24 protein-coding genes are annotated in these 26,854 nt (G+C 42.0%); 10 read left to right on the forward strand and 14 right to left on the reverse strand.

All coding sequences use genetic code 11. The annotated features are described in order from the left end of the window. Positions 1-940: 940 nt before the first annotated feature. Positions 941-4,210, reverse strand: coding sequence for a DUF3344 domain-containing protein (locus tag PLL47_RS01875; protein WP_324444175.1), 3,270 nt, complete (start codon positions 4,208-4,210; stop codon positions 941-943). Between the two features lie 892 nt (positions 4,211-5,102). Here PLL47_RS01875 and PLL47_RS01880 point away from each other — a divergent pair. The 3 genes from PLL47_RS01880 to hisE all read left to right on the forward strand — a co-directional run bounded on the left by PLL47_RS01880 (position 5,103) and on the right by hisE (position 7,787). Beyond that, positions 5,103-5,918 carry a YkgJ family cysteine cluster protein gene (locus PLL47_RS01880; protein WP_324444177.1) on the forward strand — a complete coding sequence of 272 codons (816 nt, stop codon included), beginning with the start codon at positions 5,103-5,105 and terminating at the stop codon, positions 5,916-5,918. 213 nt (positions 5,919-6,131) lie between these two features. Then, positions 6,132-7,394, forward strand: a complete 1,263-nt coding sequence (locus PLL47_RS01885; RefSeq protein WP_502883668.1) for a 3-isopropylmalate dehydratase large subunit — start codon at positions 6,132-6,134, stop codon at positions 7,392-7,394. Between the two features lie 78 nt (positions 7,395-7,472). Beyond that, on the forward strand, positions 7,473-7,787 hold the full coding sequence (gene hisE, locus PLL47_RS01890; protein ID WP_324444180.1) for a phosphoribosyl-ATP diphosphatase: 315 nt from the start codon (positions 7,473-7,475) through the stop codon (positions 7,785-7,787). A gap of 204 nt (positions 7,788-7,991) precedes the next feature. Here hisE and PLL47_RS01895 read toward each other — a convergent pair whose 3' ends face one another. Next, the gene (locus PLL47_RS01895) at positions 7,992-8,867 is read right to left on the reverse strand and encodes a CBS domain-containing protein (protein ID WP_324444182.1); all 876 of its coding nucleotides are present in this window, start codon (positions 8,865-8,867) and stop codon (positions 7,992-7,994) included. A 514-nt stretch (positions 8,868-9,381) separates the two neighbouring features. On the opposite strand from PLL47_RS01895, the gene PLL47_RS01900 reads away from it, so the two are divergent. Further along, positions 9,382-10,395 carry an NOG1 family protein gene (locus PLL47_RS01900; protein ID WP_324444184.1) on the forward strand — a complete coding sequence of 338 codons (1,014 nt, stop codon included), beginning with the start codon at positions 9,382-9,384 and terminating at the stop codon, positions 10,393-10,395. Between the two features lie 10 nt (positions 10,396-10,405). On the opposite strand, the gene PLL47_RS01905 is transcribed toward PLL47_RS01900, so the two are convergent. The 7 genes from PLL47_RS01905 to PLL47_RS01935 all read right to left on the reverse strand — a co-directional run bounded on the left by PLL47_RS01905 (position 10,406) and on the right by PLL47_RS01935 (position 17,556). Next, complete coding sequence (locus PLL47_RS01905; protein WP_324444186.1) at positions 10,406-11,293, reverse strand: cytochrome c biogenesis CcdA family protein; 888 nt, start codon at positions 11,291-11,293, stop codon at positions 10,406-10,408. A gap of 258 nt (positions 11,294-11,551) precedes the next feature. Continuing rightward, positions 11,552-12,664, reverse strand: a complete 1,113-nt coding sequence (locus tag PLL47_RS01910; protein WP_324444188.1) for a pyridoxal phosphate-dependent aminotransferase — start codon at positions 12,662-12,664, stop codon at positions 11,552-11,554. Between the two features lie 109 nt (positions 12,665-12,773). Continuing rightward, positions 12,774-13,388 carry a 6-phospho-3-hexuloisomerase gene (gene hxlB / locus PLL47_RS01915; RefSeq protein WP_324444223.1) on the reverse strand — a complete coding sequence of 205 codons (615 nt, stop codon included), beginning with the start codon at positions 13,386-13,388 and terminating at the stop codon, positions 12,774-12,776. A gap of 535 nt (positions 13,389-13,923) precedes the next feature. Next, entirely contained in the window at positions 13,924-14,436 is a 513-nt protein-coding gene (locus tag PLL47_RS01920) for a hypothetical protein (RefSeq protein ID WP_324444190.1), read from the reverse strand. 14 nt (positions 14,437-14,450) lie between these two features. Beyond that, complete coding sequence (gene dipB, locus PLL47_RS01925) at positions 14,451-14,810, reverse strand: divisome-positioning protein B (RefSeq protein ID WP_324444191.1); 360 nt, start codon at positions 14,808-14,810, stop codon at positions 14,451-14,453. Positions 14,811-14,815: 5 nt separating this feature from the next. Continuing rightward, on the reverse strand, positions 14,816-15,457 hold the full coding sequence (gene dipA, locus PLL47_RS01930) for a divisome-positioning GTPase DipA (RefSeq protein WP_324444193.1): 642 nt from the start codon (positions 15,455-15,457) through the stop codon (positions 14,816-14,818). Between the two features lie 1,076 nt (positions 15,458-16,533). Further along, the gene (locus tag PLL47_RS01935; RefSeq protein WP_324444225.1) at positions 16,534-17,556 is read right to left on the reverse strand and encodes a PhoU domain-containing protein; all 1,023 of its coding nucleotides are present in this window, start codon (positions 17,554-17,556) and stop codon (positions 16,534-16,536) included. A gap of 211 nt (positions 17,557-17,767) precedes the next feature. On the opposite strand from PLL47_RS01935, the gene PLL47_RS01940 reads away from it, so the two are divergent. The 4 genes from PLL47_RS01940 to PLL47_RS01955 all read left to right on the forward strand — a co-directional run bounded on the left by PLL47_RS01940 (position 17,768) and on the right by PLL47_RS01955 (position 21,258). Beyond that, positions 17,768-18,649 carry a shikimate kinase gene (locus tag PLL47_RS01940; RefSeq protein WP_324444195.1) on the forward strand — a complete coding sequence of 294 codons (882 nt, stop codon included), beginning with the start codon at positions 17,768-17,770 and terminating at the stop codon, positions 18,647-18,649. Then, the gene (locus PLL47_RS01945) at positions 18,646-18,933 is read left to right on the forward strand and encodes a chorismate mutase (protein WP_324444197.1); all 288 of its coding nucleotides are present in this window, start codon (positions 18,646-18,648) and stop codon (positions 18,931-18,933) included. The genes PLL47_RS01940 and PLL47_RS01945 overlap by 4 nt, the downstream gene beginning before the upstream one ends. Positions 18,934-18,954: 21 nt before the next feature. Next, complete coding sequence (locus tag PLL47_RS01950) at positions 18,955-19,350, forward strand: 5-(carboxyamino)imidazole ribonucleotide mutase (protein ID WP_324444199.1); 396 nt, start codon at positions 18,955-18,957, stop codon at positions 19,348-19,350. 747 nt (positions 19,351-20,097) lie between these two features. Further along, positions 20,098-21,258 (forward strand): ABC transporter permease, encoded by a 1,161-nt coding sequence (locus PLL47_RS01955; protein ID WP_324444201.1) that lies wholly within the window; start codon positions 20,098-20,100, stop codon positions 21,256-21,258. Between the two features lie 155 nt (positions 21,259-21,413). Here PLL47_RS01955 and PLL47_RS01960 read toward each other — a convergent pair whose 3' ends face one another. From PLL47_RS01960 to dph5, 5 genes are all read right to left on the reverse strand, one after another. Next, entirely contained in the window at positions 21,414-22,085 is a 672-nt protein-coding gene (locus PLL47_RS01960; protein ID WP_324444203.1) for a diphthine--ammonia ligase, read from the reverse strand. Between the two features lie 128 nt (positions 22,086-22,213). Continuing rightward, positions 22,214-23,113 carry a carbohydrate kinase family protein gene (locus PLL47_RS01965; RefSeq protein ID WP_324444205.1) on the reverse strand — a complete coding sequence of 300 codons (900 nt, stop codon included), beginning with the start codon at positions 23,111-23,113 and terminating at the stop codon, positions 22,214-22,216. Between the two features lie 270 nt (positions 23,114-23,383). Next, positions 23,384-23,773 (reverse strand): DUF555 domain-containing protein, encoded by a 390-nt coding sequence (locus tag PLL47_RS01970; protein WP_324444207.1) that lies wholly within the window; start codon positions 23,771-23,773, stop codon positions 23,384-23,386. Positions 23,774-23,989: 216 nt separating this feature from the next. Then, positions 23,990-24,271 (reverse strand): DUF357 domain-containing protein, encoded by a 282-nt coding sequence (locus PLL47_RS01975; protein ID WP_324444209.1) that lies wholly within the window; start codon positions 24,269-24,271, stop codon positions 23,990-23,992. A 57-nt stretch (positions 24,272-24,328) separates the two neighbouring features. Further along, positions 24,329-25,129 carry a diphthine synthase gene (dph5, locus tag PLL47_RS01980; protein WP_324444211.1) on the reverse strand — a complete coding sequence of 267 codons (801 nt, stop codon included), beginning with the start codon at positions 25,127-25,129 and terminating at the stop codon, positions 24,329-24,331. A 400-nt stretch (positions 25,130-25,529) separates the two neighbouring features. Between dph5 and PLL47_RS01985 the strand changes: the two genes are divergently transcribed. Together PLL47_RS01985 and trxB are read left to right on the forward strand one after the other, a co-directional pair. Next, positions 25,530-25,778 carry a glutaredoxin family protein gene (locus PLL47_RS01985; RefSeq protein ID WP_324444213.1) on the forward strand — a complete coding sequence of 83 codons (249 nt, stop codon included), beginning with the start codon at positions 25,530-25,532 and terminating at the stop codon, positions 25,776-25,778. Positions 25,779-25,827: 49 nt separating this feature from the next. Next, a complete protein-coding gene (gene trxB, locus PLL47_RS01990) occupies positions 25,828-26,745 on the forward strand; it encodes a thioredoxin-disulfide reductase (protein WP_324444215.1) in 918 nt (305 codons plus the stop codon). The last annotated feature ends 109 nt before the right edge of the window (positions 26,746-26,854 follow it).

Below are 26,854 nucleotides of genomic sequence, written 5' to 3' on the forward strand. Positions count from 1 at the left end.
ATCCAATCTGTCTTATAAAAAATAAAATAAGGTTGCTGTTATGGTGATATGAAAAACTTATTAATTTCTTTTTTATCTAATTCTCTAAATTTTACTGCGCTTATATGATTTTATTAACTATCCTGTTCAGAATTTATTTTCTCCATAACTTCTTCCCATTTGTTCCTAAATATTAATACTAATTAACTTTTTATTAACAACTTTTCAGATATATCAATCTTTCTAAATGCTTCTTGAAGGTATGCTTTTTTCTTTATTTATGTGCAACAAATAGCAATTTTGTGGCAGGAGGCTTGAAAGAACTGACCTTTTCAATAAATTATTTATTAGCAGACATTCAGCTCAAATAAAAAGATATAAATCGCTTCTATTTGAAAATAAAATTCCCGGATTTTAAACAGCTCAACAATTGCTTTTCAAAAAATATTCAGCTCCCACTTACGCAGAATGCTTCAAAGGATTTTTTTTAGAGATTTTATCAGTAATTCTATAGGTATTTTGTTTGCATATTTAATAAACAATTAACTAGAATATTTAATTTATATTCATAATATTATTCATAAAAGTAATAATTATTAATATTTAATTATTACTATAGATGAAAAATGCTCGATTACAATTGAAACTATTAATTTCAGAAAAATGTTGATTTTATGCGTATCTTTTTTACTTTTTTTCATTGTTTTTGTTGATGGATGTTTTGATTCTATAGCAGTTAACGGCATATTTTTAGCTTTACCGGAATATGACCCGGAAATCAGCCGATGTAAAAAAACATTAACAGAAGTCAGTGTCTTGATTTCTCCGGACATGCCCTTTCATCCTCTGAATATCTGGCAGTCTGATAAGCCCAAAAAACAGGAATTTTTCCGGCAGGGATTTCAACATTTTTCAGAACTTTTTTCCGTTACCCTCGCCGAAAAATAAAGAAACAGCCTTATCAGGCTGCTTCTGCCCAGAATATAAGGCTTCCCTGGAACTGTCCTGAAGACGAATAGTTAAGCGGAAGGTCAAGCTGGACTTCCGAGGTTTCCGAGCTATCTGCCGCTATAGTTTTGCTGTAGCTGGACCAGATATTCTGGTCAAGAAGAAGTCCCGTTACAAAGGGACCGTTCTCCTGATCATTCACGTCGGCTGTCACTTTTATGCCGGTACCTCCACTGTTTTTAAGGGTGAGGGATACAGACTGGCTTGGAGTTCCCGGAGTTACTGTTCCGAAATCTACCGAATCAGGCGAGACCGTCAGGCAAATTGCAGGTATGATAGTCACATTAAGCGACACTTCTGCAGAGGAATTTGATCCAGAAGGCGAAGAAGACGCGGTTTTTGCCTGCTGGGTAAGATCTGCACCTGTATAGCCTTCCTTGCTTGCTGTTGCTGTAATGGTTCCTTCGCAACTTGCATTTACAGCAAGTACAGCTATTCCACTGGCATCAGTCGTTCCTGAACCTGTTGCACAGCCGCTCAGGTTAACAAGTGCTCCTTCAACCGGCGTTCCTGAACTTGTTACAATATAGGTAACTTCGGTCTCTATTCCTGCAGGCAGGTCGAGAGTGCTTGCAGAGAGGAAAAGTGCCGGAGTAACAGGAGTTCCGGTTTCAGATACTGCCTGCTGGATAAGATCTGCACCTGTATAGCCTTCCTTGCTTGCTGTTGCTGTAATGGTTCCTTCGCAACTTGCATTTACAGCAAGTACAGCTATTCCACTGGCATCAGTCGTTCCTGAACCTGTTGCACAGCCGCTCAGGTTAACAAGTGCTCCTTCTACCGGCGTTCCTGAACTCGTTACAGTGTAAGTAACGTTAGTTTCCTTTCCTGCCGTCAGGTTGAGAGGGCTTGCAGACAGGGAAAGTGCCGGAGCGGCAGATACTTCACCCTTATAACTGACAACAAGGACTGCACCTGAGGGGGCGAGGTAATCCCCGCTGTTATCCGTAACTAAGGGTGGTACTATCCTGGCCCTGTTATTCCCGGACAGAAGATATGTCCCGACAGACCTTGCTTCATCAATATCCAGATCCGAGTAAGGAGTTGAGTCATAAACTCCAGAGGCATTCATTTCATTAAACTCCAGGGATATGCCTGAATGCCCTCCGGATTGGACTGTAGTCCAGAGGCGGGCTCCCTCTACATTACTGAGATTTATCGAACCTTCTTCGAATGGGATTTCTACAGTAGCCTCCTCTGGAGTCAGCCCTCCTGAGGTGCTCATTGTACTTACCATGTCGCAGCCTTCATTGATCCAGTATTCGATTTCCTTGCCTGAAGGGTCTTCGTACACTACAAGAAGGGCTATCCCATCAACGCAGAAATAATTGCTTGAGTCGCTGTTTGTGTTTGTGACTGTTGTGGTATAAGTTCCATTTTCACTCACAAGCCCTGTGACATTATAAGCCCATGTTCCTGTCGGGTAGTCGTACTGCGACCCCCAGCCTTTCTGGTCGCTGTATTCGGCTTCAGGAGTCAGAGAATTCCCATCAAACTGCAGGCTCATGGAAGGAGTTACTCCAGTAGTGCCTGTTGCGCTCCAGGTCCAGAAATTATAGAGCCTTGCAAGCTTTACAGTTGCTCCATCTGGAAGATCGAGGGAGTGGCTTACGGAGTATGTGCCTCCAGAGGTTATCTTGTTGCTGTAAGTGCTGTTTCCGTAATCATAAATAACGTCTCCCTGAACGATACCGTGGGCATAAGTCTCAAGAGGATTATCTCCGGCATAACCATTATGCATTACTGGCTGGACTTTGCTCAGTTCATTATTTGTCGCGTTCGTATCACTGATAGTAGAGCCTGGAACGACAACTGCCTTGAGAGTGTAATTCTTTACTTCTTCCGGCTTCCAAGTAAATTTAAACGTTTCCGAAGCGCCGTTTGCAAGTCCAGAAATTGGTTTGCTTTCAATAATGGTTCCTTCTGAATAAAGTCCAAGTGCAAAACTGCCTGCATCCTCGGGTCCATTATTTATTACAGTAACATTTACCGTATTGTTCAGATTGTCCCAGGCTTTAGTAGCATCATTGTGAGAGACTTTGATAGCCTGTATGCCCAGGTCAGCTGAAGATGTTTCTCCCGTGGTATTTGAGGTATTGTCTGTAGTGTTACCTGAAGTATTGTCTGTAGTGTTACCTGCAGTATTGTCTGTAGTGTTACCTGAGGTATTGTCGGTTGTGTTACCTGATGTGTTGTCGGTTGTGTTACCTGAAGTATTGTCTGTAGTGTTACCTGAGGTATTGTCTGTAGTGTTACCTGAGGTATTGTCGGTTGTGTTACCTGAAGTATTGTCTGTAGTGTTACCTGGAGTATCGTCCGTCGTGTCATCAGAAGATGATATCGAGTATTCAGCGGTCAGGATGCCGAACGCATTCTTGTAAAAACCACCACTTCTGTCATAGGTCAGGGTGTTTGCACCGGATGATTTAAAAGAATCTTTGACGTCCCAGGTATTGGACCCGCAGTAAGTTCCCTGAGGTGTTCCTGAAGCAAGTGTTTTCCCATTGAAAGTGTACGTCCCGTCCTCGCTTGCCATGTGCACCAGTGTGAGGTCTGCATCAGCAAGGGATGCACCTGCCGGTAAAGCGGCATTAAAAGATGTGCTCCCCACATAATTTTCTTCCAGATCTTCATCACTGTAATAAGTGTCCACATCATGCCCGCGGTTGACCTGATACCATATCTTGTTACCGCTGCCGTCATTGTAAGCCACAACAAGGGTTATCAGTTTTACCCGCCCGTCGAATTTATCGTCAGTGGGTTCTGTTTTTACGGTAGCTTTGTTTTCCCCTGCTTTTACAAGGTCTGTGACATCATAATACATCATATAGTCACTCGTTACCCTGTTCACATGGTTATTAACCTGAGCATATGCTTTGCCGTCATTTCCTCCATTTGTAATGTAGGTAAAAGGTACGTTCAGGGTCTCTGTTCCGAGGGTTTGACCGTTAAAGCTTACTTTTGCAGTCCCCTGATAATTATTTTGCATATGGCCGCAGTATACGGTTGTGAGAAGCATTGCCCATTCTACATCGGCATTAGCCGGAAGGGTAAAAGTCTTGTCTATAGTTTTTGCATCGTGTATTGCCTGGGTTCCTGTCCCATAATAGCTGTCACAGTAGATACCACCATCTACTGTTCCGCTCTGGACAGAAGTAAGGGGAATACCGCCTACGTAATTATCAGCGAGGCAGACTCCGCTACTCAGGATCAGAGTCAGCAAAATTAAAATTAGTTTCCTGTTCGTAAGTTTTCCTCCTGTTCCAAATTAGAGAAAACATCCTGAGTTCTATGTACAATCAGTTCCTGGAAAAGGATAACAGGAATGAATAATGTTGCCAGTAAAATCAGAACAAATAAATTGCCACTATCCTTAGAAAAAAAACCTTGTGCGCCTATTTTCTGGCAGAAGGGGGATTAAATATGTTCCTGCCTCCGATAGGGTTCTTTTTGACATAGTTCTCAAGTACTTTTTCTCATAGTATTCCAGCTTGTACTTAATATTTAATACAAATAACAAGATTATTAACAATATTTTTGATATATCAAGCTTTCTAATTGAAATTTAGAATATATCTTTTGAGATTTTTATGCCATATTACACAATTTGTATTTAAATTTATGAAATACATATATGCATACAGGTTCTGAGATACGGAATTCTGCCTTTCAACAGCTATTAAGCTTTAAAATCTTTATTTCTACCCTATTACTTCATAGGCATTATAGTCAATAAAAATACTTTTAATTAATATATCCTGACTATTTTAATATTTGTTAATATTTTTTTAAATAGTAGTAACATTTAATAACTATAATATCATTAGATCTGAGCTTAAAATGCCTGAGAATAAAAACAGATTGTCCTGAAAATGATATTTCTCTGAATGCTTTCCCTGAGATATACTCAAAACTTAGCAAATAAAACCAGTATTGAGATATACCGTCCTCTTATTCTTCAGTCCCTTACCTTACTTCCTGAGTAAAAATATTCCTTGAGAGGGTTCAGGGAATGAAGATTATTTTTTACGTGCATACTCTTTATTTATAGCTCCATCTTCTTCATCAATCATTATCGCGTTAATTTGATGTACCTTCAGGGCAGGAATCCATACATGGAAAATTCAGGTTCAAGCAATAACAACAAATCAGGAAAAACAAAATATCAGCTCACTCTTATTGCCGCCCTTAAAAAAGAAATTGAAATATCCCGCAGACTTGACCCTGAAAAACTTGCAGCCGAAATTGAAAAAACAGGTTTTTCCTGCCAGCACTGCGGAAAGTGCTGCAAAAGGGCTTTCGGAGACAACAGAGTAGTTTTGACACCGCCGGAAATTGAAAAAATCATAGAGTACACCGGGCTTTCAAAACTTGAGGTTGCAGGCCCCCTTATCCCTGATGCCTGCCTCCCTGAAGAAGACGAAGGCGAAGAAGAGGGCAGAGATATAGAAAACTCTTCCGTAACACAGGAAATAGACGAAGAAGCCGCTTCAGAATCCCTCAGAGTACTTGAGCTTTTAAAAGAAGACATCGATTCGGAGGGAAATATCCACGCTTATGGATGGATGCTCAGGCGGAAAAGAAATGGGGACTGCATTTTTCTGGAAAAGGGTACAAACAGGTGCAGGATATACCCTGTCCGCCCAATGCTCTGCAGCACCTATCCTTTCTACCTCGAAGAACTTAAACTCTACACCTGCGAATGCGAAGGGCTTGGAGACCATATTTCTTTGGAAGAAAGCAGGAAACTTGCAAACTCTTTACTTTCCAGATATATCTCAGAATTAGAAGATACACTTGCGATGTATGAAAAGTATGAGGATTTCGAGAGAACGGGAAAGGGTCTGGAGATTGCCAGAAGTAATCTGGAAAAAGGGACATGCGTTTACATAGTACATGACAGCAAAGGAAGTACAAAAATCATTGATTGAGCCGCAGGATTAAAGAGGTGCCTTATTGCAGCAGATAAATTGACGGGTTTATAAAAAAGGCATACAGGTACTGAAATTAAGAGAGGCATATATCTGAGAATAATCTACTTCTGTCCTGAACCTCATTTCTTTTCCGAGTCATCAATTAAATTTATTTATTAGAAAGCGCCAGTTATCCCCATGACCGGAATGTCTGGCAGTGACAATCGTCCGATGACCGTTTCGGAGAAGATCTTTTCAAAGGCCTCCGGAACTCCCGTGAAAGCCGGGGATTTCGTACTGGCAAACATAGACCTGGCAATGACCCACGACATCACAGGTCCGCTGGCAGTCCAGGGCTTTTACGAAATCATGAGAGATGAAGAAGAAAAGAAAGTATGGGATCCAAGCAAAATAGTAATAATATTCGATCACCAGGTCCCTGCAGACTCAATTAATGCCGCGCAAAACCACATCATGCTCAGGAAGTTTGCAAAAGAGCAGGGCATTTTAAATTATGACGTTTATGAAGGAGTCTGCCACCAGGTCCTGCCCGAAAAAGGACATGTGAGACCAGGAGACCTGATTGTGGGTTCTGACTCCCATACATGTGCATACGGATCTTTAGGGGCATTTTCTACCGGAATAGGATCCACAGACATGGCAGCCGTTTTTGCTACAGGCAAACTCTGGTTCAGGGTTCCCGAAACCTTCCGCTTTGAAATTGAAGGCAAGCTGCCGAAGCGTGTTTATTCCAAAGACCTTATACTGCATCTGATTGGAGATGTGGGCGTAGAAGGAGCCAGATATATGGCAGCCGAATATGCAGGTTCTACAATCCGCTCCCTTTCCATCCCCGAGCGCATGACCATATCCAACATGGCAATCGAGATGGGGGGAAAAGCAGGAATCATAGAAGCTGATGAGGTTACTGAAGCGTACCTTAAAGAGCGCATTCCAGGCTACAAACTTGACCCTTACTGGAAGTCCGATGAAGATGCCAGATATCTGGATGTCAGGCATTACGATGTCTCTGACCTCGAGCCCCAGGTAGCCTGCCCGCATAACGTTGATAACGTAAAACCGGTAAGCGAAGTAGAAGGTACGAAGCTTGACCAGATCTTTATGGGCTCCTGCACGAACGGCAGGTTTGAAGACATTAAGATAATGGCTGACATTATGGGAGATGAACCTGTTGCAAAAGGTCTTAGACTCCTGGTCGTGCCTGCCTCAAAGACCGAGTACATGAAACTGCTGAAAGCCGGATATATTGAAAAACTCATAAATGCGGGTGCAATCGTTGAAGCTCCCTGCTGCGGACCCTGCATGGGCGGCTCTTTCGGCCTCCTCGGTCCCGGAGAAGTTGGGCTTGCTACCTCAAACCGCAACTTCAAGGGCAGAGAAGGAAGCGCAGAGTCTTTTGTTTACCTTTCTTCTCCTGCAACCGCAGGAGCATCCGCCCTCACAGGAGAAATTACAGATCCCAGGAAGGTTTGAAAACCCTCCTGTTTTCTTCTTTTTAATTTTTCATACTTAGATTCAATGACTTATTAGTTATATTAAAAAGGTGTTATAGTGCCGGAGGCTGACCTATCCATATTAAACAGGGTGTATGAGATCATCCTGGACAGAAAAGAGAATTTTGATGAGAACTCGTATGTCTGTAAACTTTTGAACCACCGCAAGGGGATGAACAAAATCCTTGAAAAAGTGGGCGAGGAATCCATTGAAACAATACTTGCAGTCAGGAACGAAGACCATAAAGAGATTGTCTCGGAGAGTTCGGACCTTATCTTTCACCTTCTGGTACTGCTTGCAGCAAATAACGTCACACTCGATGAAATCGCAGCTGAGCTAAGCGCCAGACACGAAAAAATGAGAAGAGATTGAATAATATATAATAAAACATCCTAAAACGAAATCAACTCTAAAACGAAAGTAATTCTTATCCTATAAACGCTGAATGACTTCTAATTAATATTTAATGAAATAAAAGGGAACTTTAAGTAGAGTTGAAGGGTTTAAAAACTCGAAAATTCTGTCCTTCTATCTTTTATTCCCTGATAATCCTTTTATTTTCGATCATCCGTATTTTCAATAAACTGCAAGTTCGTTCAGCACATCGGTTTTTGACAGGGTCCCTTTGGGAACTCCGTTAATTGTCACGATAAGCCTTCCTACATTGTATTTGTGGAAGAGTTTTACGACGTCATAGAGCTGCATGTCTCCGTCAACAGTTATCAGCTCTTTTGTCATTATATCTTTGACCTTTACGTTGGGTTTTCCCTGGGCAATTGCATGTGCAATATCGGTATAAGTTATTATTCCTACAATTTTCCCTTTATCTTCCACTGGGGCTCCGTGTACATTATTCCGGATAAAAAGCCTTGTAGCTTCCTGGATGCTGGCGTTAAGGTTCACAAGGAGCGGAGGGTACTTCATATAATGTTTGACGTGTTTTTTGGGAAGAGAGATCATCTCTGTAATGTTAAAAAGGATTGAGTTGTTGGTGTCGTCCCTTCCAGTAACCTCTCCACGGACAATGAGGCGGTTTACAGGTGTTGGACCTACCTGAAGCTTGTCGTCCATTACAAAGTCTTTGATATTTCCTATTACCCTTACTACTCCATTACAGGCATCGGGATTCCTGACAGTAGTAAAGCTGATTTCTGCAGCTGTTGCCCCGTTGACTATTACGTTATTCCTGTAAAGGGGAACCACGGATTCATTTTTCAACTGCTGGATGCGTAAAGCATCATACGCTGCCCCTGTTGGTTTATATCCCCCCTTTGGTCCGGGTACACCTTCAACCAGTGCGAGAGCTTTTAATAACTGCATCTGGTTGCGGACAGTTCCGGGGTTTCTCTGGATAACTTCGGCAATCTCTTCACCTTTAATTGCCCTGTCTTTCTGCCGCTGAAGATTGATTAATGCAATGATAATGTCTTTTTGAATCGGAGTGAGTTCCATAATATCACCATCAATTTCATATACCTTGTATCAGGATGATGTATAATACCTATACATCGAAAATAGTGCAGCCCTTAATTTGCCATAATTAATGATTACAAATACCTAATACAAATTATAATTACAAATATAAATAAAGTCCGGTTCTTCTCAGAAATCCAGCTGATTTTATATTCGTATTTAGTTTATTATAATAATTTGTGATTAATCTTCTGAGAACTATAATTATAATTTGCTTATTAAGAATGCAATTGAAAATCTAATTGACATAAGTAAAATTAAACAGTAATTTTACAGATATCAGGTGCTGCTTCAAATCTATATATAAAGAAGTGAAGTAAAACATTCTTAAGTTATATTAAAATTTCGAATATCGAGACACTGTAAGACCAGAGCTTATTATTACGGCAATTTTTGCGAAACATTGACTTGCAGACTTTTAGATTTTTCTGTTAAACTTCTCCACCCAAAATAACCTTTATATAGATTAAAAGAGCCCCCAGAGGGTTAGAAAATGATGATCTTTGAAAAAATTCACACAGTCCCGACTTCCGAGGAGCTGACCAATAAAGCATTTAAACGGGCAGCCAGAGCCATGTCCGGTAAAACTATTGACGGGAGAGACAGCCGTCTCAGAGCCAACGAGTCCATGGTATTGACAGCAGCAAACATTTTCACAGATAACCTTGCAAACATAGTCAGAAGATTCCCAAGTTTCGAACAGTTACCCAGATTCTATTATGAACTGACCGATATCCTTGTAGGCGTAGAAAAACTCAAGATGTCCCTTGCATCAGTAGACTGGGCGAGCAGAAAAATTCATGAGATTGCAAGGAGTTACGTGGGAAAAATCCGGGATTCGGACACTCCAGAAACGGTAAGAAAAGAAGCATTCGGCAGGCTCGCATCTATAATTAACTCCATCAATAAGGACCTCCTGTTTCTGAACGAAGCCAGGAATATCCTCAGGAAGCTCCCTGATGTTCAGGACGAGCCAACGATTGTAATCGCCGGCTATCCCAATGTGGGAAAGTCAAGTTTTGTTTCAAAGATTACCGGTGCAACCCCTGAAATTGCCCCGTATCCTTTCACAACAAAAGGAGTTACCATAGGTCACTTCATACGCGACGGAGTCCGCTATCAGGTAATGGATACTCCAGGTCTCCTTGACCGCCCCATGGCTGAGAGAAACGATATTGAACGGCAGGCAATTACTGCAATCCACTATCTGGATGCCGTTGTAATGTTCATCATTGACCCCAGTGAAAGCTGCGGATATGAAATTAAAGACCAGAAACGCCTGCTTGCCGAAATAAGAGAGAATTTTAACCTTCCCATGCTCGTGGTTGCCAATAAAGCTGACAGACCAGAGTTCACAAAGATGGATGAGGTCGAGCTGAACATGTCTACAATTACAGGAGAAGGAATTGAACAGGTAATGGACCGGCTTCTAGAGATGATTGAAGAAAAGCGCCTTAAATCTCTGGGAGAGCCGTCTTCAGAAGAACCTGATGAGTCTACTCTTTGATTGCCTGTATTCAGAGTATCCTGAAGTGCATCAGCAGGGCAAGAGAAATAAGTATCAGCCCTGTTGTAAGCCTTATCCCCACTCTTTTTCTTTCTCTGAATTCAGTTACTTTTTTCGGGCTCAGTCCAAAAGCAAGTGCTAGTCCAAGAAGCACTACAGGCAGAAGGAGCCCGAGATTGTAAATTCCCATGTACTCTATTCCTCTTACGATATCGGTTTTCATTGCGAGAAGACTCAGGATTGAGAGATAGACTGCTCCGACACATGGAGCTTTGACCAGAGAGAACATGCCTCCTGCAAGGAAGGAAAGAAGGAGAAGATTTTTTTCGCCCATCCGGCTCATAAAATCCTTCAGGGGTTGCGGAGTCTTGAAAGTGGATTTTGCATGCTTTCTAAGCCAGTAAGCATCATAAATGTGCCAGAGTCCAAGAAGTGCAGTCATCAGAACCGCAATTTCTGAAAAGCAACTCCGAATTTGAGGCAGGAAATTGACAGTGCTCAGAATGCTTAAGCCCGCAAACATATACATGGTGAAAATCCCAATGGAAAAACCCAGAGTGATTTTGAGCATCTCTTTTTTTCCTCCCTTCTGGGCAAGAGTCACAGAAGCCAGAAAAGCCATTACTGCGAGCAGGCAGGGATTAAAACCGGCAAGGAAACCTGCAGTAAAGATTAAGAAAGGACTCATTATTGCGATATGCTTGTTTCTGCTTTCTTTGTTGCTGATGAGAGAGTATGAAGATTCGGGGGTAAAAAGCAAAGCAGGAGTTTCTGGTGTGTTTAACAAAAAAACTTTTATTGTGTTTCCACTGAAGTAAAAACTGCCATCTGATCTGTCCGAATATGAGACTGCCGAACCGGAAGCAGGGCTAAGTAACAAAAAGATGGATAGAAACATAAGAGTTCTCTTGCTTACAGGCGGCGAGAAAAACGATTTCTTTTTCATACTTTCTTCCGAAACTACTTTTGTGGAATTTTCTCTGTATCAGGGTATTTGGGTGCCTCAATATAAGTTTTCCCAAAGTTAACAGCATTTCTCAGAGACAGGTCAATCGAATAAACAAAAGAAGTACAGGAAAAAGAACGCAAAGAAAGAAAAGTAAAACAGGAAAAGATGTAAAAAAAGAAGAGAAAAAGGAGCTCCCCTTTAAAAAACTCAGAGCACTTTTTCCATGATGCTCAGGGCTTTTTCAATATTCTTCATTGAAGCTGCGTAAGAAATTCTTATGTAGCCGTCACCCTCGCTTCCGAAGGCTGTTCCCGGAACAACAACAACGCCGTTAGAGATCATTTTTGAGGCAACTTCAGCAGAGTTTGCGACTTTCGGGAAGGCGTAGAAAGCTCCTTTAGGAAGGGCGCATTCCATCCCCAGATCGTTCAGCCCTTTTACAAGCACATCTCTGCGTTTTCTGAACTCTTCACGCATAGCATTTACAGAGTCTTTTGGTCCGATTACTGCGGCATAAGCAGCCTTCTGGGCAATTGAATTTGCACACGCCTGTATGTACTGGTGCACTTTGAGCATCTGGGCTATATACTCTTTTCTTGCCGCCATGTACCCGAGTCTCCAGCCTGTCATAGAATAGCTTTTTGAAGTCGCGTTTACAGTGACCACATTGTCCGAATAGCTGGCAGGGCTAACATGTTCGCCTTCGTAAATGAAGTACTCGTAAACCTCATCAGAAATGATGGTGATGTTGTGGTCGTCTGCAATCTCGGCAAGAGCCCTGATATCTGCCCTGCTTGAGACAGCTCCTGTGGGGTTGGATGGAGAGTTAAGGATAATAGCTTTTGTTTTCGGAGTAATTCTCTCAAGCACGGAATCCGGCTTCATGGTAAGGTCTTCTCCAAGTGGGACGCTTACTACTTTTCCGTATAGAATTTCAGTCAGGGCATTATAGGATACAAATCCGGGATTTGAAATAAGAACTTCATCTCCCCTGTTCAGGAGGGCTGCAAGGGCAATGGTAAGAGCTTCAGATGCCCCCGAGGTCACAATTATTTCCTGAGGCGAGACAGAAAACCCGTTTTCCTCCTGAAACTTATGGCTCAGGGCTTCCCTCAGTTCAGGGATTCCGGGACCTACCGTATAACCAGTAAAGCCTTCATTTATGGCTTTGATCGCTGCAGCTTTTATGTGTTGAGGAGTATCAAAATCAGGCTGCCCCAGTCCGAGATTTATGGCATTTGAGCCTGCAGCTTCGAAAATCTTTCTGATTCCGGATGTGTCTATCCGGGATACGTTCTCTGAAAATTTAATTTCCTTCAAGTTGTGCCCTCCTTACGTCCCTGAAAATTGTATCCTCTGAATTTTGCTTGATCTTAAATTAGCCGGCTGCGTTAAGGAAATTTAAAGCCGTAATTCAATATTCAGCCCGTTATTCGACATTTGTATGCATTTTCTTGAGATCTGCTTCCGAAACGCCTTTAATGGTTATCAGCTCGGCAATTACTGAGTCCAGGAAGACAAGTGAAGTAATTTCAAAAGCAGTGCCCAGTGGAGGCAAGTTCTTGTACTCTCCTCTCATATTTTTCTCAAGGGAGCCCCCTGCATCTTGATCGTTTTTGGTCTTGCTTGGCAGAACCATGACAATATCAGAAATTCTTCCGAGTGTCGAATCCTTTTTGGAGGTGACAGTGATAAGGGTCGAGCCAATACCTTTCACTATTTCTCCCAGATCTGCAATAGAACGAGTTTCGCCAGACCCCGAAATGGCAATAACGACATCATTTTTTCCGACAGCAGGCGTAGTGGTTTCTCCCACAACATACACTGTGAATCCGAGATGCATCAGCCTCATTGCAAAAGCTTTGGCAACCAGCCCTGACCGTCCCGCCCCCATAACAAAAATTCTTTCCCCATCCAGGATTTTCTGAAGCATGTTTTTTATGGCTTCACGGTCAAGTAGCTCAATCACCTCTTTTATGTTTTCCACGATAAATTCCATTGACGACATTACATCTTTGCAGTCTTTTACCTGATATTTTATCATGTTTTTCTGAAGCATGTTTTTTATATCTTCACGGTCAAGTAGCTTCACCACCTCGTTGATGTTGTCCATGATAAATTCCATCGATGATATTACATCTTCGCAGTCTTTTACCTGATATTTTATCATGTTTTTCTGAAGCATGTTTTTTATATCTTCACGATCAAGTAGCTTCATCACCTCGTTTATGTTGTCCACGATAAATTCAATTGACGACATTACATCTTTGCAGTCCTTTACCTGATATTCTATCATATAAGTTCTCCAAAAAACATTGAGTTGAATTCTCAATAACTAATAATTATTAACTTTTTATTTACTTCTACCGGATAACTAAAAAAAATAATCTCAAGACAATGGCATCTCGAAAAACTGGCGGAGTTTCTGAGATCAACTGCACAGCACGACTTAACTACTGAGACTATAATTTCCTGAAATCCCGTCCAGATAACCTTTTTTCATTTTCTTAAACTTATTGGTAGAGATTTCAGGAAAAAACCTTGAAGCTTTCACTTTATCCTGCTGTTGTGCCTGCCCATTATCGGCTTGTTTGCAGCTCTGTCTTATAATTAATAGCTTTTAATTCCCAGCTCTCGATATTGTTTCTGAACTCATGGTAAAGCCTCTGTATATCGCAGTCACTTCCATTCCAGTAGAAATCCTTCCGCACTTCCCCCTTCTGGAGTTCTTCGAGTACGAACTTGGACAAATGGAAAAGAGCTTTTTTGTTAGAAAACGGAATGCTGTAATTTACACGATAACCGCCGGCGGTTTTACCATAGGATACAAGGATATATCCTTTGCTTTCATACTCCGTGATCTCATCAAAGTCGCAGATAATCTCAAATTCATGAACTGCAGAGGGATCTACCTTTGAAATCCCAATGAGTACCTGCGCTATGATATAATCAGGAACTTTCCGTCCGAACCATACTGCGATTTTTCCGTAGGTACAGACTACGTCAACATCGTTCCTGCCCATCTCAAAGGAGCCTAGGGACTGGGGAGGTGATAATTTTGCTTCCAGGTCTTGGGTCTTTTGGGCACACATTGTTTCCACTTCGTTTACTTACTTGCAGAGACAAGTGCACTTATCAAATTCCTATCTTTTTTAAGGGTTTTGAGCTGGTTTGCAGGCCCTATAACCGTAAGTCTCTTGCTGTTCTGTTTTTTGAAAATCTTCCCCAGCAAAGAGGCGTCCGCATTTGCAGGGTAGCTCTGCATCTCTATTCCTGAAAACACGTCAGGCTGAATTGCTGACATGGTCATTTCAATGAGTTTGGCTTCCTCCATAGGGTTGAGACCCTTTTCAAGCACAAGGATCTTGCCTTTTCGCACCTCATCGATTATATACCGGACTTTTTCCATGGAAGCCATTTGAGAAATCTTGGCTTCGGATACAAGATCAAGTTGGATTCCCTGCATTTGGATCACCCGAACTGTTTTGCCAGAGCTTCATAGAATGAGTCCATTCCCACTCCTTCGAGCGCCGAGACAGGAACCATGGGGTGCTGGGGGAAGGCTTCCTTTATAACTCCCGGGTCAGCATTAGGCAGGTCTACCTTATTTGCTACTATGAGAAGCGGAAGGTTTCTAGCTTCCATGTTTCCTATAACAGTTACATTAACCTGAGTATAGGGGTTTTCCGTGGAATCCATAACCAGTATGACTCCGTCAAGGTCATCCAGCCATTTGACAGCCTCAATTACACCCTCTGTTGCTTCTTTGGATCTTTTCTTTGACTCAACATCACTCATTCCCTGTTCCATAAAGTCGTGGAAATCGATCTTGGTTGCAAGCCCGGGGGTATCTACAATATCGAGGCTGATAGTATGCCCATTAGTCTCGATAGTAACTCCGTTTCTCCTTTTTGCATGCCTGGTTTCGTGGGCAATGTGTGAAACCGATCCCATGGTTTCCTCACTGCCGACCCAGTCTTTAAGGATACGGTTACTGAGGGTTGTCTTGCCGGCATTTGGTGGGCCGTATATGCCGATACATGCTCCTTTTTTCTTGAACAGTTTATTGAATATTTTTGAAAAGCTTACCTTAAATCGTTTTATCATATTCATGGCTTCCCTCCATTGGGAAAAGCATAACACCAAAGGATTTCTCGGATTGCTTTCCTGTATGGGTTACTGGTGTTTTCGTGACCTTTTTATTTAATTGATCATAGCATATAAATAATTTCCACTTGTTGAGCTGTGGGAATCAGGAAATTGGAGATACTGACTTCTCCTTTTTAGTATACCTGGAATAAATAGCAAACATAGGCCCTTTCTACGTAAAAAATAGAAAGTGCCTGCGTGAAATAACACCAGAATATAAATAAATTACTTCTTATCGCCTGATCCCCGAATATGTTTAGCAAAAAGTTTTTTTATAATGAAAATATTCAGTCTGTCTGTAACTCAGTTACATTAAATTTTCATGTTTTTACAGATTTTCTGTACTTTCCTTTATATCTTTTCCTATTTTTATTCATCATACCTTAAAAATATAAATAATAATTATCCTGTTAAGGGTTTTGCAGTCTTCATTCCCTTAATACTCTTGCGGCCCTCCTGTTACCATGATCCCAAAAACCTGACCTGCTGAACCTCAGTCCCTTATCTGACTCACCGCATTTATGCACCAGTTTTGATCTGTTACTCTGCCCAGTATTTCAAAAGTAGCCCTGAGAATGATTTCTATAGAGTCCCTCCAGACATTTTGATCGGTATGAAATTCTATATTGACTATTTACTCTTTTTTATAGTGTGAATTGTATATTTACTTGCTTATCTGGAAAAATTATATATAATGCTATTTTTGTCTCATAATGTTAAGAATTAATTATATATTTTCTTTGAAAGTAGAGTATTCATTAATACAAGGGAATCTCTCTACTTACGGGTTTTAAAAACAGGATGGAGCACAAGATATTATTAGATAAAAAATGCTTTCCCGGCTGGAGACGTAATTTATACTCAAGATGTTTTTGTTACAAATACCGATTTCTCTTAAGGAGCTTATGGATATTTTATCCTGATTGCATACTTGCTAAAGCCTTGCAGCGCAGGACAGAAAAACTGAAGACTCTACATTTGTTGCTTTTAAGTAAGATCAGCAGATACAACAGGTCTCCCGGATTTATTTCAAATAACATTTATTTGTCCTTTATTGCAGAATTAATAGCTATTTCAGCTATGTTAGAGCCAAGATCCCCTATTCTTGAGAGACTATCTACTATAGTCCCGAGAGATATCATAGTTTCATGAGACTCAAGCTTAAGAATGGATGCACGCAGTTCCGCCACGCGTGAATGCACGCTGTCTATACTGTCTATTACCTGGTTAGCAAGTGAGGTATCAGAATTATAAAGGGCGTCCACTGCCTTTTCAACCAGTTCCATATAAGTACTGCTGAGCCCCTCTATGACTTTCATAACATCTTCTCTGACAGGTTCCTGCATTTCTGATGCAACGGTTGCTATCCTCTGAGAGTGGTCCGCAATCCTTTCAATAGGACCTGCCGCCATTCTAAAGTCATGATATTCCTCTATACTTGTTTCCGAGGAGTCTGGCATTCTTCCTCCGCAGAGAATTGAACGGAACTGCTTGGAAATAAGGAGGCATAACCTGTCAACCTCGTCATCCCTCTGAGTTACATCAAGAGCAAGGTCGTGATCGCCAGTTTTGAGGGCCCTTATGGCATCTTTTTGCATGGAAACCGTAATCAGAAACATCCTGTGTATACCTTTTTTTATATGGAGCTCATTGGGATTGAGAAGGTCCTGAATGACAACGCAATTGGAACTTTCCTCAATGATTTCAGGCCCTATAAGCTTGTAACAGACCTTCCTTATGACCTGTTTTTGTTCGGCAAGTATTCTTTTTGAGGTAAACTCCATCCTGTCATAACCATAGAGATATGCAGCAATAATATCTCTTTCGAGAGCTTTCGCTTCATAGCCCGTAACGTCAATTCTTTTTGTTTTTATTGTGCGTCCTTCAAGGATAGGATCGATTAACAGCTTTCCGTCTGGCTGAGCCTGAATGGAAACTCTTGTCCCTGTTTCGATTCCCACTTTTTCAGCCCACTGTTTCGGGAGGGAAATAATATAAGTGGATCCGCCTGTCTGCTGTACTTTTCTGGTCTCTATATGGATTCCCCGTTTTTGCTTGCTCAGGACCTGCCTGGAAATTGGATGATACTTACTTAATATGTGAAATATTTATAGTGTTTAGATGTGGGTATAATGTATATACTATTCGGCTTTACTATTTATATCTCGATAAGTATTCTTTTTTGAGGAATAAATCCGGAGTCATCTATTTAAACCTCACTATCTGCCCGTAATATAGGTAAAAAATATTAAAGAGCAGAGCATTCTGGACTTAATGACACTTGAAGGGCATGCCTGTGCTTTCGGAGCTGGAACCATAATAAACGCCATAGCTACCTGGAAAGGTGCAGCATTCGGAATTGATTTAAAGACTTTTGCAAAGGTAAAACTCTCGGAAGGTGAATCTGCAATTACTGGCTCAATAGAGGAGATGCCTGAAGGAGATACTCGCCTTATAGAACGTTGCGTTGAACTCGTCCTTGACCGATTCGGGCTGGAACTAGGAGGAACGGTAAAGACTGAGAGTGAAATCCCCCTTGCAGGCGGGCTCAAGAGTAGCAGTGCTGCAGCAAACGCTTCAGTCCTTGCAACCCTCCGGGCAATCGGGGAAACAATGCCACCTCTTGAGATCGTAAAACTGGGTGTAAAAGCTGCAAAGGAAGTAGGAGTTACGGTAACAGGAGCTTTTGATGACGCCTGCGCCTCCTTTCTGGGTGGAATTGTAATCACCGATAACCGAAAAATGGAACTTGTCAAACGCGAAGAAGCCGATTCGAAAGTCCTTATATTTGCTCCGGCTAAAAAGGCTTTCAGTGCGGATACTAACGTAAAGCGTTCAAGGCTGATCGCCCCATATGTGGAGATGGCATACGATCTTGCTCTCGCGGGAGAGTACGAACGCGCAATGACGCTTAACGGCTTTCTCTACTGCGGAGCCCTCGGGTTTGACACTGAATACATGCTCAGGGCTCTGGAATGCGGAGTAAAAGGAGTCAGCCTTTCAGGAACAGGCCCTTCTTACGCAGCCCTGGTAAAAGCCGAGCAGATAAAAGAACTTAAGTCCGCCTGGGAAAGCTGCGGTATGGAAGGAAAGGTCATAGAAACCAGTATAAATAACAGTGGCGCAATATCCTTTAACAGGGAGGGGTCCTCTTGAGTGAACTTGAAGCCGTCCGCAAAGAAATAGAGGAAATTGACAGGGAAATCCTTTCCCTTATTGATAAAAGGGTTAACCTTGCTGAAAAAGTGCTTGAATCAAAAAGAATAAATGGAACTTCCATAAATGACCGTAAGCAAAATGAGGTTGTAATCAACAGGGCATTGAATACTGCAACCGAGCTCAACCTTGATGTGGGATCGATAAAGGAAATTTTTGAAATTCTTATCAGGATGAGTATCGAACGCCAGAACGAGTTAAGTGGAAAGGGAAATCTGCCCTGACCTGCCTCAAAGGAGTAAAAAATGGTTGATATTTCACTGATTATGGGCTCTGAGTCTGACAGGGCAATCGCCAACCGCGCTGTTTCGGTAATTGAAAAAACCAGGTACACTTATGAAGTGATGGTCATTTCTGCCCACAGAAACCCTGAAGAGCTTGACAGCTATATCTCAAATACAGACGCAAAAGTCTTTATCACTATAGCAGGTCTATCAGCAGCCCTCCCGGGGGTAGTTGCCTCCAAGACGAAAAAGCCTGTAATAGGTGTGCCTGTAAGCGCAAAACTTGGCGGGCTTGACGCCCTTCTTTCCATAGCCCAGATGCCCCCTGGAGTTCCTGTAGGCAGTGTAGGAATTGACAACGGGGCAAATGGGGCATACCTTGCCCTGAGAATTCTGGATTTAATTGAAAATCCTTGAAAGCGCTAGAACTCAGTTTTTGATTTGTTTACTCAGGAGTTAAATTTCCAAAATATTTTTTCATATTTTTAAATTTTTTTCCATGTTTTACCCTTTTGCTTTTAGCATAGTGATTCTAAAAAATGAGGAATTGAATTGGGGATAGGGCATCTGAGTAATGGGAGTGTGGGATATGGGATAAAAGAGTTGGCTGAGGTTTACAGCAAGAAAAGCTTTTTCTCCTCAGATGCCCGATATAATAATATAAATTTTAATATATAAAATTTTGGAAATGCTGTTGGGATTAAGGACATTTTTATTGTATTCATCTGCAATTAAGTGCTGGATAAAGTAATATCAGGGAAAACAAGCAGGTGAGATAAGAATTATTGACACGACCTCAACTCGAAATCCTTTTTAATTCGCTTATTGTAAAATAGATGCTTAGGCACCAAAGCGATGTAGCAGGTAATCTAACCTTAGCCATGGTTAAAAACACGCAATTCCAACGTTTGTCATATCCTGACCATAGGTGTCTGGCACCGCCGGTGAATATGGTGCTAAAAAACCTCATTTTACAAAGAAGTAATGATATAGAGATATTTACTAAACAAAAAAACCAGCGTGGTTCACTTCATCACTACCTGAAGGTCAGGGCATTCGTGATCCTCTCGCTTCCTTAGTAATAAATTCAAAGAAACCTAAAGTTCAAAGAGAAAATGCAAATTAACGGTAACTGGAAAAACTTAGAAACAGATCTGTGAACTCATGCGCTACGAACTATTTATCTCTTTCAGGCAGATTCGGGCAAGAAAATTCCAGACAATTCTTTCGGTTGGAGCTATAGCTCTTGCAGTGATGGTACTTACTGTTTCCCAGGCGCTTATTGTTGGTTTCACAGGTGAGCTCTATGACACTACCGTCAATAAGATTCCTCACGTTTCTGTCTCGCCGCAGGAAGGTGAAGACTATATTTACCTTTACAGAACCCTTATTGACAGGATCGACAAAATCGAGGGCGTTTCTGCAGTTTCTCCTTTTTTTACTGGAACAGCTTCTTTCAGGTTCAAGACAAATTCCCGTAACGCCGAGATGAAAGGCATTCTTCCTTTACAGGAAAATAATATCATCGATATTGAAGACGATATAGTAGAAGGAGATTTCAGGGAACTTGAATATTCGAAAAACACGGTGGTAATTGGCTCGAAGCTTGCAGATAAGCTTGAGGTTAATCTGGGAGATTCTGTCGAAGTGTCTTTTCCCAACGCAAATCCTTTGTCCCTGAAAGTTGTCGGGATCTTTTATACAGGCTCTCCTATGGATGAATCACTTACTTATACCTCCCTGAGTACTGCGCAGGAGTTCTACGATGTTCCGGATGTGATTAATGGGCTTTCGATAAGGCTTGAGAATTTTTACAGGGATAGGGAAGTTGCTGCCGAAATTGAAAATACAGGCTATAAGGCAAAAGGCTGGAGCGAGACAAATCCAGAGATACTTCGGACTATTGCCATTGAAAGTACATCCAATAAAGTTTTATTTGGTCTTATTATCGTAATCGCTTCTTTTGGCGTGGTCAGCACTCTGAATCTCTCGGTTATCGGTGCAATAAGCCAGATTGGTATGCTCCGCGCTATGGGTGCCACTATTTCAGGTATCCGGACAATTTTTATTCTTCAGAGCGGTATTCTTGGTCTACTGGGTGCTCTCATAGGTACCTTTTCCGGTATCGTCATCGCCTTTTTGATCGGCGAATACGAAACTCCAGCCCCCATCCATGGCGGACTTACAACCATTCCCGCCGTTATCCGTCCCCAGGACGTCATTTTCATAATTGTTGTAGTTTTTCTGCTGAACCTTATTGCCGGGATCTATCCTGCCCAGCAGGCAGCAAAACTTGATCCTGTAAAGGCTATTAGTTCAAGATAAATCTATTAAATTACTATTGAATCAGGTAGTAGATGTGAGTTATTGAAAAAAATATGGACTCTCTCTGCATTTTCCTCAAATAAGATGTATGTACCTGCTTTTTCAGGATTGGTCAATAACTCACGTACACGACCAGAAATCAGTTCATACAAAAATCAGTTTTTGTCGACCAGTCTTGCATCAAGGATCTTTAATGAGCCGGTGTCGCCTTCCCATTCAATTTCACTTTTCACAATTTCTATGCGCTTTTTGAAGAAAGGAGCGTCAAGGACTACAGTCTCATACTCTCCGCCTTCCCCTGCCATATGGACCATACGCCTGCGGTTAAGGGCTTTGAGGTTTTCAATTGAATTTACATTAATAGGGCGCCCAAGCCAGGACCTGTCCAGACCATCGGCTGCAACCCGCACAATCCTTATATCGAGAACTTTTGACATCTCGGTCAGAAGTTCTTCAGGATCCCGGTGCCAGAGGGGAGCATAGACTTTGAGCCCGAGGGAATCACAGATCTTCTGTACCCTGTTTGCCTGGTACTGTGACTCAATAGCACCTACAGATACCCCATCAACGTTCACTTTTCTCAGGGCAAGGGCAAGGTCATCCAGCTCAAGCTCTTTGATTCCACTGGACTGCTGCTGGATCAGCGGGATTTCACTGGCGGCAGAAATCAGTTCTACCATGTGAAGGTTAATTGAGTGGTACATGTAGGAGTCGTCCCTTGCAGGGATTATATTAATGAGGTGGGTGACCTCATGTCCCTCTTCAAGGGCTTTTTGGATAGCAAAGATCGAGTCCTTGCCGCCAGAAACCAGTGCTGCGAGTTTCATCTGCATCCTCTTCCTTAATTATATTTATTCGTACTTCCAGGTAATTCGGGAATTATAGTGTGTGGATCATTATAATATTTTATATGTCTTTCCTTTCTCAGCAGCCCACTTCAAGTATTTTTGCAGGTTCAGATTTCTTCCTCCAGCGTTCCAAAATTGGCTTCATATCGGGATTTCATTTCATCCCAGGAAGGAAGACCGGTCTGGCAGCCCTTTGTCTGTACGGCAAAAGAAGCTACAGTTGACCCGATTTTTCCGCAGGTGGGAAGGGAATAACCTCTTGTGTACGCCAGCAAAAAGCCTGCCCTGTAAGCGTCTCCTGCTCCTGTGGGGTCTAAAGCTTTTACGGAAACTACAGGAATTGCCCATTCTTCACCGCCCCTGTAGATCCTGCTGCCTTCGGAATCGTAAGTAACAACAATAACATCAATCATGGCCTTGAGTTCGGAAAAGCTCATTCCGGTCATTTCTGATACCCGCCTGATTTCATGCCTGTTTGCAAAGAGGATATCAGTATGAGAAAGAATTATCTCAAGATTTTCCTTTGAATAAGTGACAAGATCCTGCCCGGGATCAAAGGATACAAAACCTGAGACCTGTGCTATCTTTGCATTGTAGACACAATCTGCCGTTGCAAGATGGACAAAATCTGCAGGCTCAGGTTCCAGCTCTTTGAATTTTGAGGAGGCTCCCCAGTAAAAATAGGTAGTCTGGTTATCTTCCCTGTCCGTAAAAATGAAAGCCTTGGAGATTTTCTGGTCTTCAATAACATAAAGGCGGGAGAGATCAACGCCTGCATCCTTAAGAAGCTTCTCATATCCCGAGCTTGAAAAATCTGTGCCAACAGGAGATATCAGCTGGCTTTTTCCTCCCAGCTTTGCAATGGCAACTGCAATGTTTGCAGCCCCTCCCCCGGGATATTCTTCATAGTCAATTACAGGGGAAGACTCGTTTTTTCCTGCGATATTTTCAACGTCCACGATATAATCAAGGGCAGTATGCCCCACAACGGAGATTATTCTGTCCATGCAGTTTCCTCTTTTTCGGGTCTGGGAGAGGCCCAGGAATTTGTTTTTTAGGATTGAATATATTCTTAAAAGATAAATGGAGTAAAAACTCAGAGAAAGATAAAACTACTGATTTTATCCGTTATTGCCACGGCAGATATCAGGGCAGATTCTCTTTATCACAGTAGAGATTTATTGAGTTCTGGCTATGCGAAGCTGCCTGTATAAGAAGTAGTAAAGATCCTCCTTCCTCTGCCTGGCATTTCAACATATTTTAGGAAGGAAAACTGTTTATTTATTTGCCTTGCCTTTTTGCTGCTTCTCGCCTTTTTCTCCGGACCTCTCAAATTCGGTGACTTCGACAACTGTCAGCGGAACATCGCGGAGAGATTTTCCTATTACAGATTTTGCGATCCTTTCTGCATGTTCTGCAGATTCGGCATCAAAAACCTTCATTTCAAAAATAAGCCCTACAAGTGCGGTGTTTGCTGCTATGAAAACACTGCTGAAAGGCTCACCACATGCCGGGCAGGATGTGGTTCCCACATCCACCTCTACAAAATCAAGTTTGGGGTTCAGGCGTTTCCCAGCCTCAGAAATCGCAACCCCTATTGCATCATCAGCCGTTTTTACATCTCTAACCAACCAAGCTGCTTCAAGTACCACATGAAAGTTCTTCATAATTGTCCACCGTAGTTATAGTATACGTTTTTAGATTATTCCCTGTGGGGAAAAATTACTGAAACCTTAAGAATAGAGTAAAGTACATAAATTATTTCGGCTTCGAATACGTATTTGTATTTATAAGTTTTACGTATTATATGGTTTTTCAGTTTAATCTTTTGGATTATTAATCTGGCATATAAGTTTTAATATCTCATCATAAATCTTCCCTATTTATATTGTAAAAAGGGTTTCATCGTCCACCGAAAAAACCCCAAGTTTTGCCCCTGCATCAAGCCAGGCATGCCCGTAACTGAAGGATGCCAGGGCATTTACAGGGTCCCCGTTTTCAAGAAAATAAACTCCATCTTTATAGTAAGCTTCTGCCATTGTGTAATAATCCTCTGCTACCGCATGCATGTGGGATTCAGGGATTGGGGCGTACTTTGCTTTCTGCAGTGCTCTTTTCAACATATCCTCGTACCGGTTAACCTTTTCATTCAAATCTGCAGGCATTTTTGATCACCAGAGAGCCTATTTAGCAGTTATTATTAAACTGGTCTTTAAACAGTCTTATTCAATGTTTTCCATAATTTCTTCAGGCCCGTCTGCAAGTTTCACAAGGGCTTCAGCTTCAAGAAAATGCAGTTTTCCAGGAACTACGAGAATATGAAGAGGATTTCCAAAATCAAAACCCTTCAGGTTTTCTGCATAGTCGGCTTTGACTACAGGTTTTTCTGAGCCTGCCCTTGCTATTCCCACAGCAACAGCCTTTTCCATCACTCCTTCTCCCCTTTTTCTTTCGACTTCAAGGAGAAGTTCAAGGGCAAGGTTAACTGACATATACCCTTTGTCTTTATCAATATCCAGAAAAACAAGAGTGTGAAGCCCAAGCGCAGAGTTTTGTTTTATGGTATCATAAGGGGTTTCCGATATGACTTTTGTCCCTCGCCTGCTTTCGTAAGGATAGGGGATACTTGCAGATTTTCCAAAGCGGTAGTTCTGGAGCCCTGTAAGCCCTGAGACGGCTGATGTGATGGATGCCCCGTGAATCAGGCGGGTCTCTATCCCAAGCTTTTCAGCCCTGAGGCGCAGGTCAACGTGAGTCGTGGAGACCATTGTATCTCCGCCTGTAAGGAAAGCAACTTTTTTGTCTTTTGCATTATGGAGCCAGTCAGGTTGCTGTTCCACATCTTCCCTTGAGAGCAAATGGATCTTCTTTCCGTAGAGTTTTTCCATTTTCTCAGGGTTTGTTCCCATGAGACAGGATGTATAAAACTCAGCGTATACAAGGTCAGCTTCCTTAACAGCTTCAAGTCCCTTTAAGGAAATGTCGTATTCATCAAAAAGGCCCAGCCCTATAAATGTGAGCATAACCCGCTTAAAGAGCTTATTGGATTAAAGCTTTTGGCGCTACAGCTTATCAAAGAATCTCTGGTTCTATTTATTTTTGGATTTACATATACGCTCAACGTATTTATAGGAAGAAGCGAAAAACCCCGAAGTCTTTAGCTTCGTGGGATATACGCGTCAACTTCCAAACTATTAACCGTTATAGATTCTGTAAATTATTTAATATCTTCAAAACGTTTCTAATATTAGATTTTGCTGTCACCACAACCTCACAGTTCCTAAGAACGTTGCTGAATTTCAAAGCGAAAACCAAGCGAGGTAACGTTTGAACATCGGGGAGTTGGATAACAGGGCAAGAATCATCCTGAAGGGATCGGGATTAAACGAGGTTTACAATCATAGTTTCTGGAGGTGACTTTTGATGGTCAAGGTTACACTTATTCATGCTAGCTGGTGTACTTTCTGCCCGGCGGCACGCAGGTTCTGGAAGGACCTTAAATCAGAATACGATTTTGAGTATGAAGAAATTGATGTGGAGAGCCCGGAGGGGCAGGCTTTAGCAGATAAGCACGGCATAGTCAGTGTCCCTACAACCCTTATAGATGGTGAGCCTGTTTTTACGGGACTTCCAAAGAAAGCTGATGCAATCACTCATATTACACAAAAGTAATTGAAACTTTATTTTGTTGGATTGATTTTCTGTTTCTGGAGATTAACATATGTATGACCTGATTATTATAGGAGGGGGCCCTGCAGGCATTGCTGCAGGGATTTACGCTGTGCGCTTCGGGCTTGATACCATTATTCTTGAAAGGAACGAGATAAGCGGTCAGATCTCTATGGCAGATGTTGTAGAGAACTATCCCGGTTTTCCATCGATTTCGGGACTTGAGCTCATGGAAAAATACAGAACACATGCCCGGGAAGCAGGGGTGAAAACCATGATTACTGAGGCTCTTTCGGTCCGGAGTGAAGGAACAAAGAAAATCGTTTCAACCGATAGCGGGGACCTCGAAGCAAAAGCCGTAATCATTGCCACAGGTGCAAACCCAAAGCATCTTGGCGTGCCGGGGGAGAAAGAGTTTATCAGCAAGGGAGTCTCCTACTGTGCAATTTGCGACGGACCTTTTTTCAAGAACAAAACCGTAGTTGTTGTAGGAGGCGGGAACTCCGCAGTTACGGACGCCCTTTTTCTGTCAAAAGTTGCCCAGAAAGTATATCTTGTCCACAGGCGGGACCATTTAAGAGCTGCAAAGATCCTTCAGGACAGGGCAGCTGCAACTTCAAACATTGAGCTTGTGCTAAATACTCTGGTCATGGAAATCGCAGGGAGCAGGGGGGGAGTCAAAAAAGTAGAAAAAGTTATCCTGCAGGACATCAACAGCAAAGAAATTCGTGAGCTTCCTGCTAACGGAGTTTTTATCTATGTAGGAATCAACCCGAATACCGGGTTCGTGAATGTGGAGAAAGATGAGGAAGGTTTCATCAGGACAAACCGCTGGATGGAAACCTCCGAAAAAGGAATTTATGCCGCAGGAGATTGCCGTGATACTCCGATCTGGCAGCTTGTAGCAGCAGTAAGAGATGGAGCAATTGCAGCCACAGCTGCATATGAATATATTGAAAATATTAAATAAAATGATGTTCGAGGAGGGTTCTTACCAGAATCCACCCTGAAGCCCGCTCACAGAGTAGTGTCCTGACCATTTAATTATTCCACATAATATTTTGACATTTTCTCATCTG

This window comes from Methanosarcina sp., from assembly GCF_035390745.1.
Taxonomy (GTDB): Archaea; Halobacteriota; Methanosarcinia; order Methanosarcinales; family Methanosarcinaceae; genus Methanosarcina.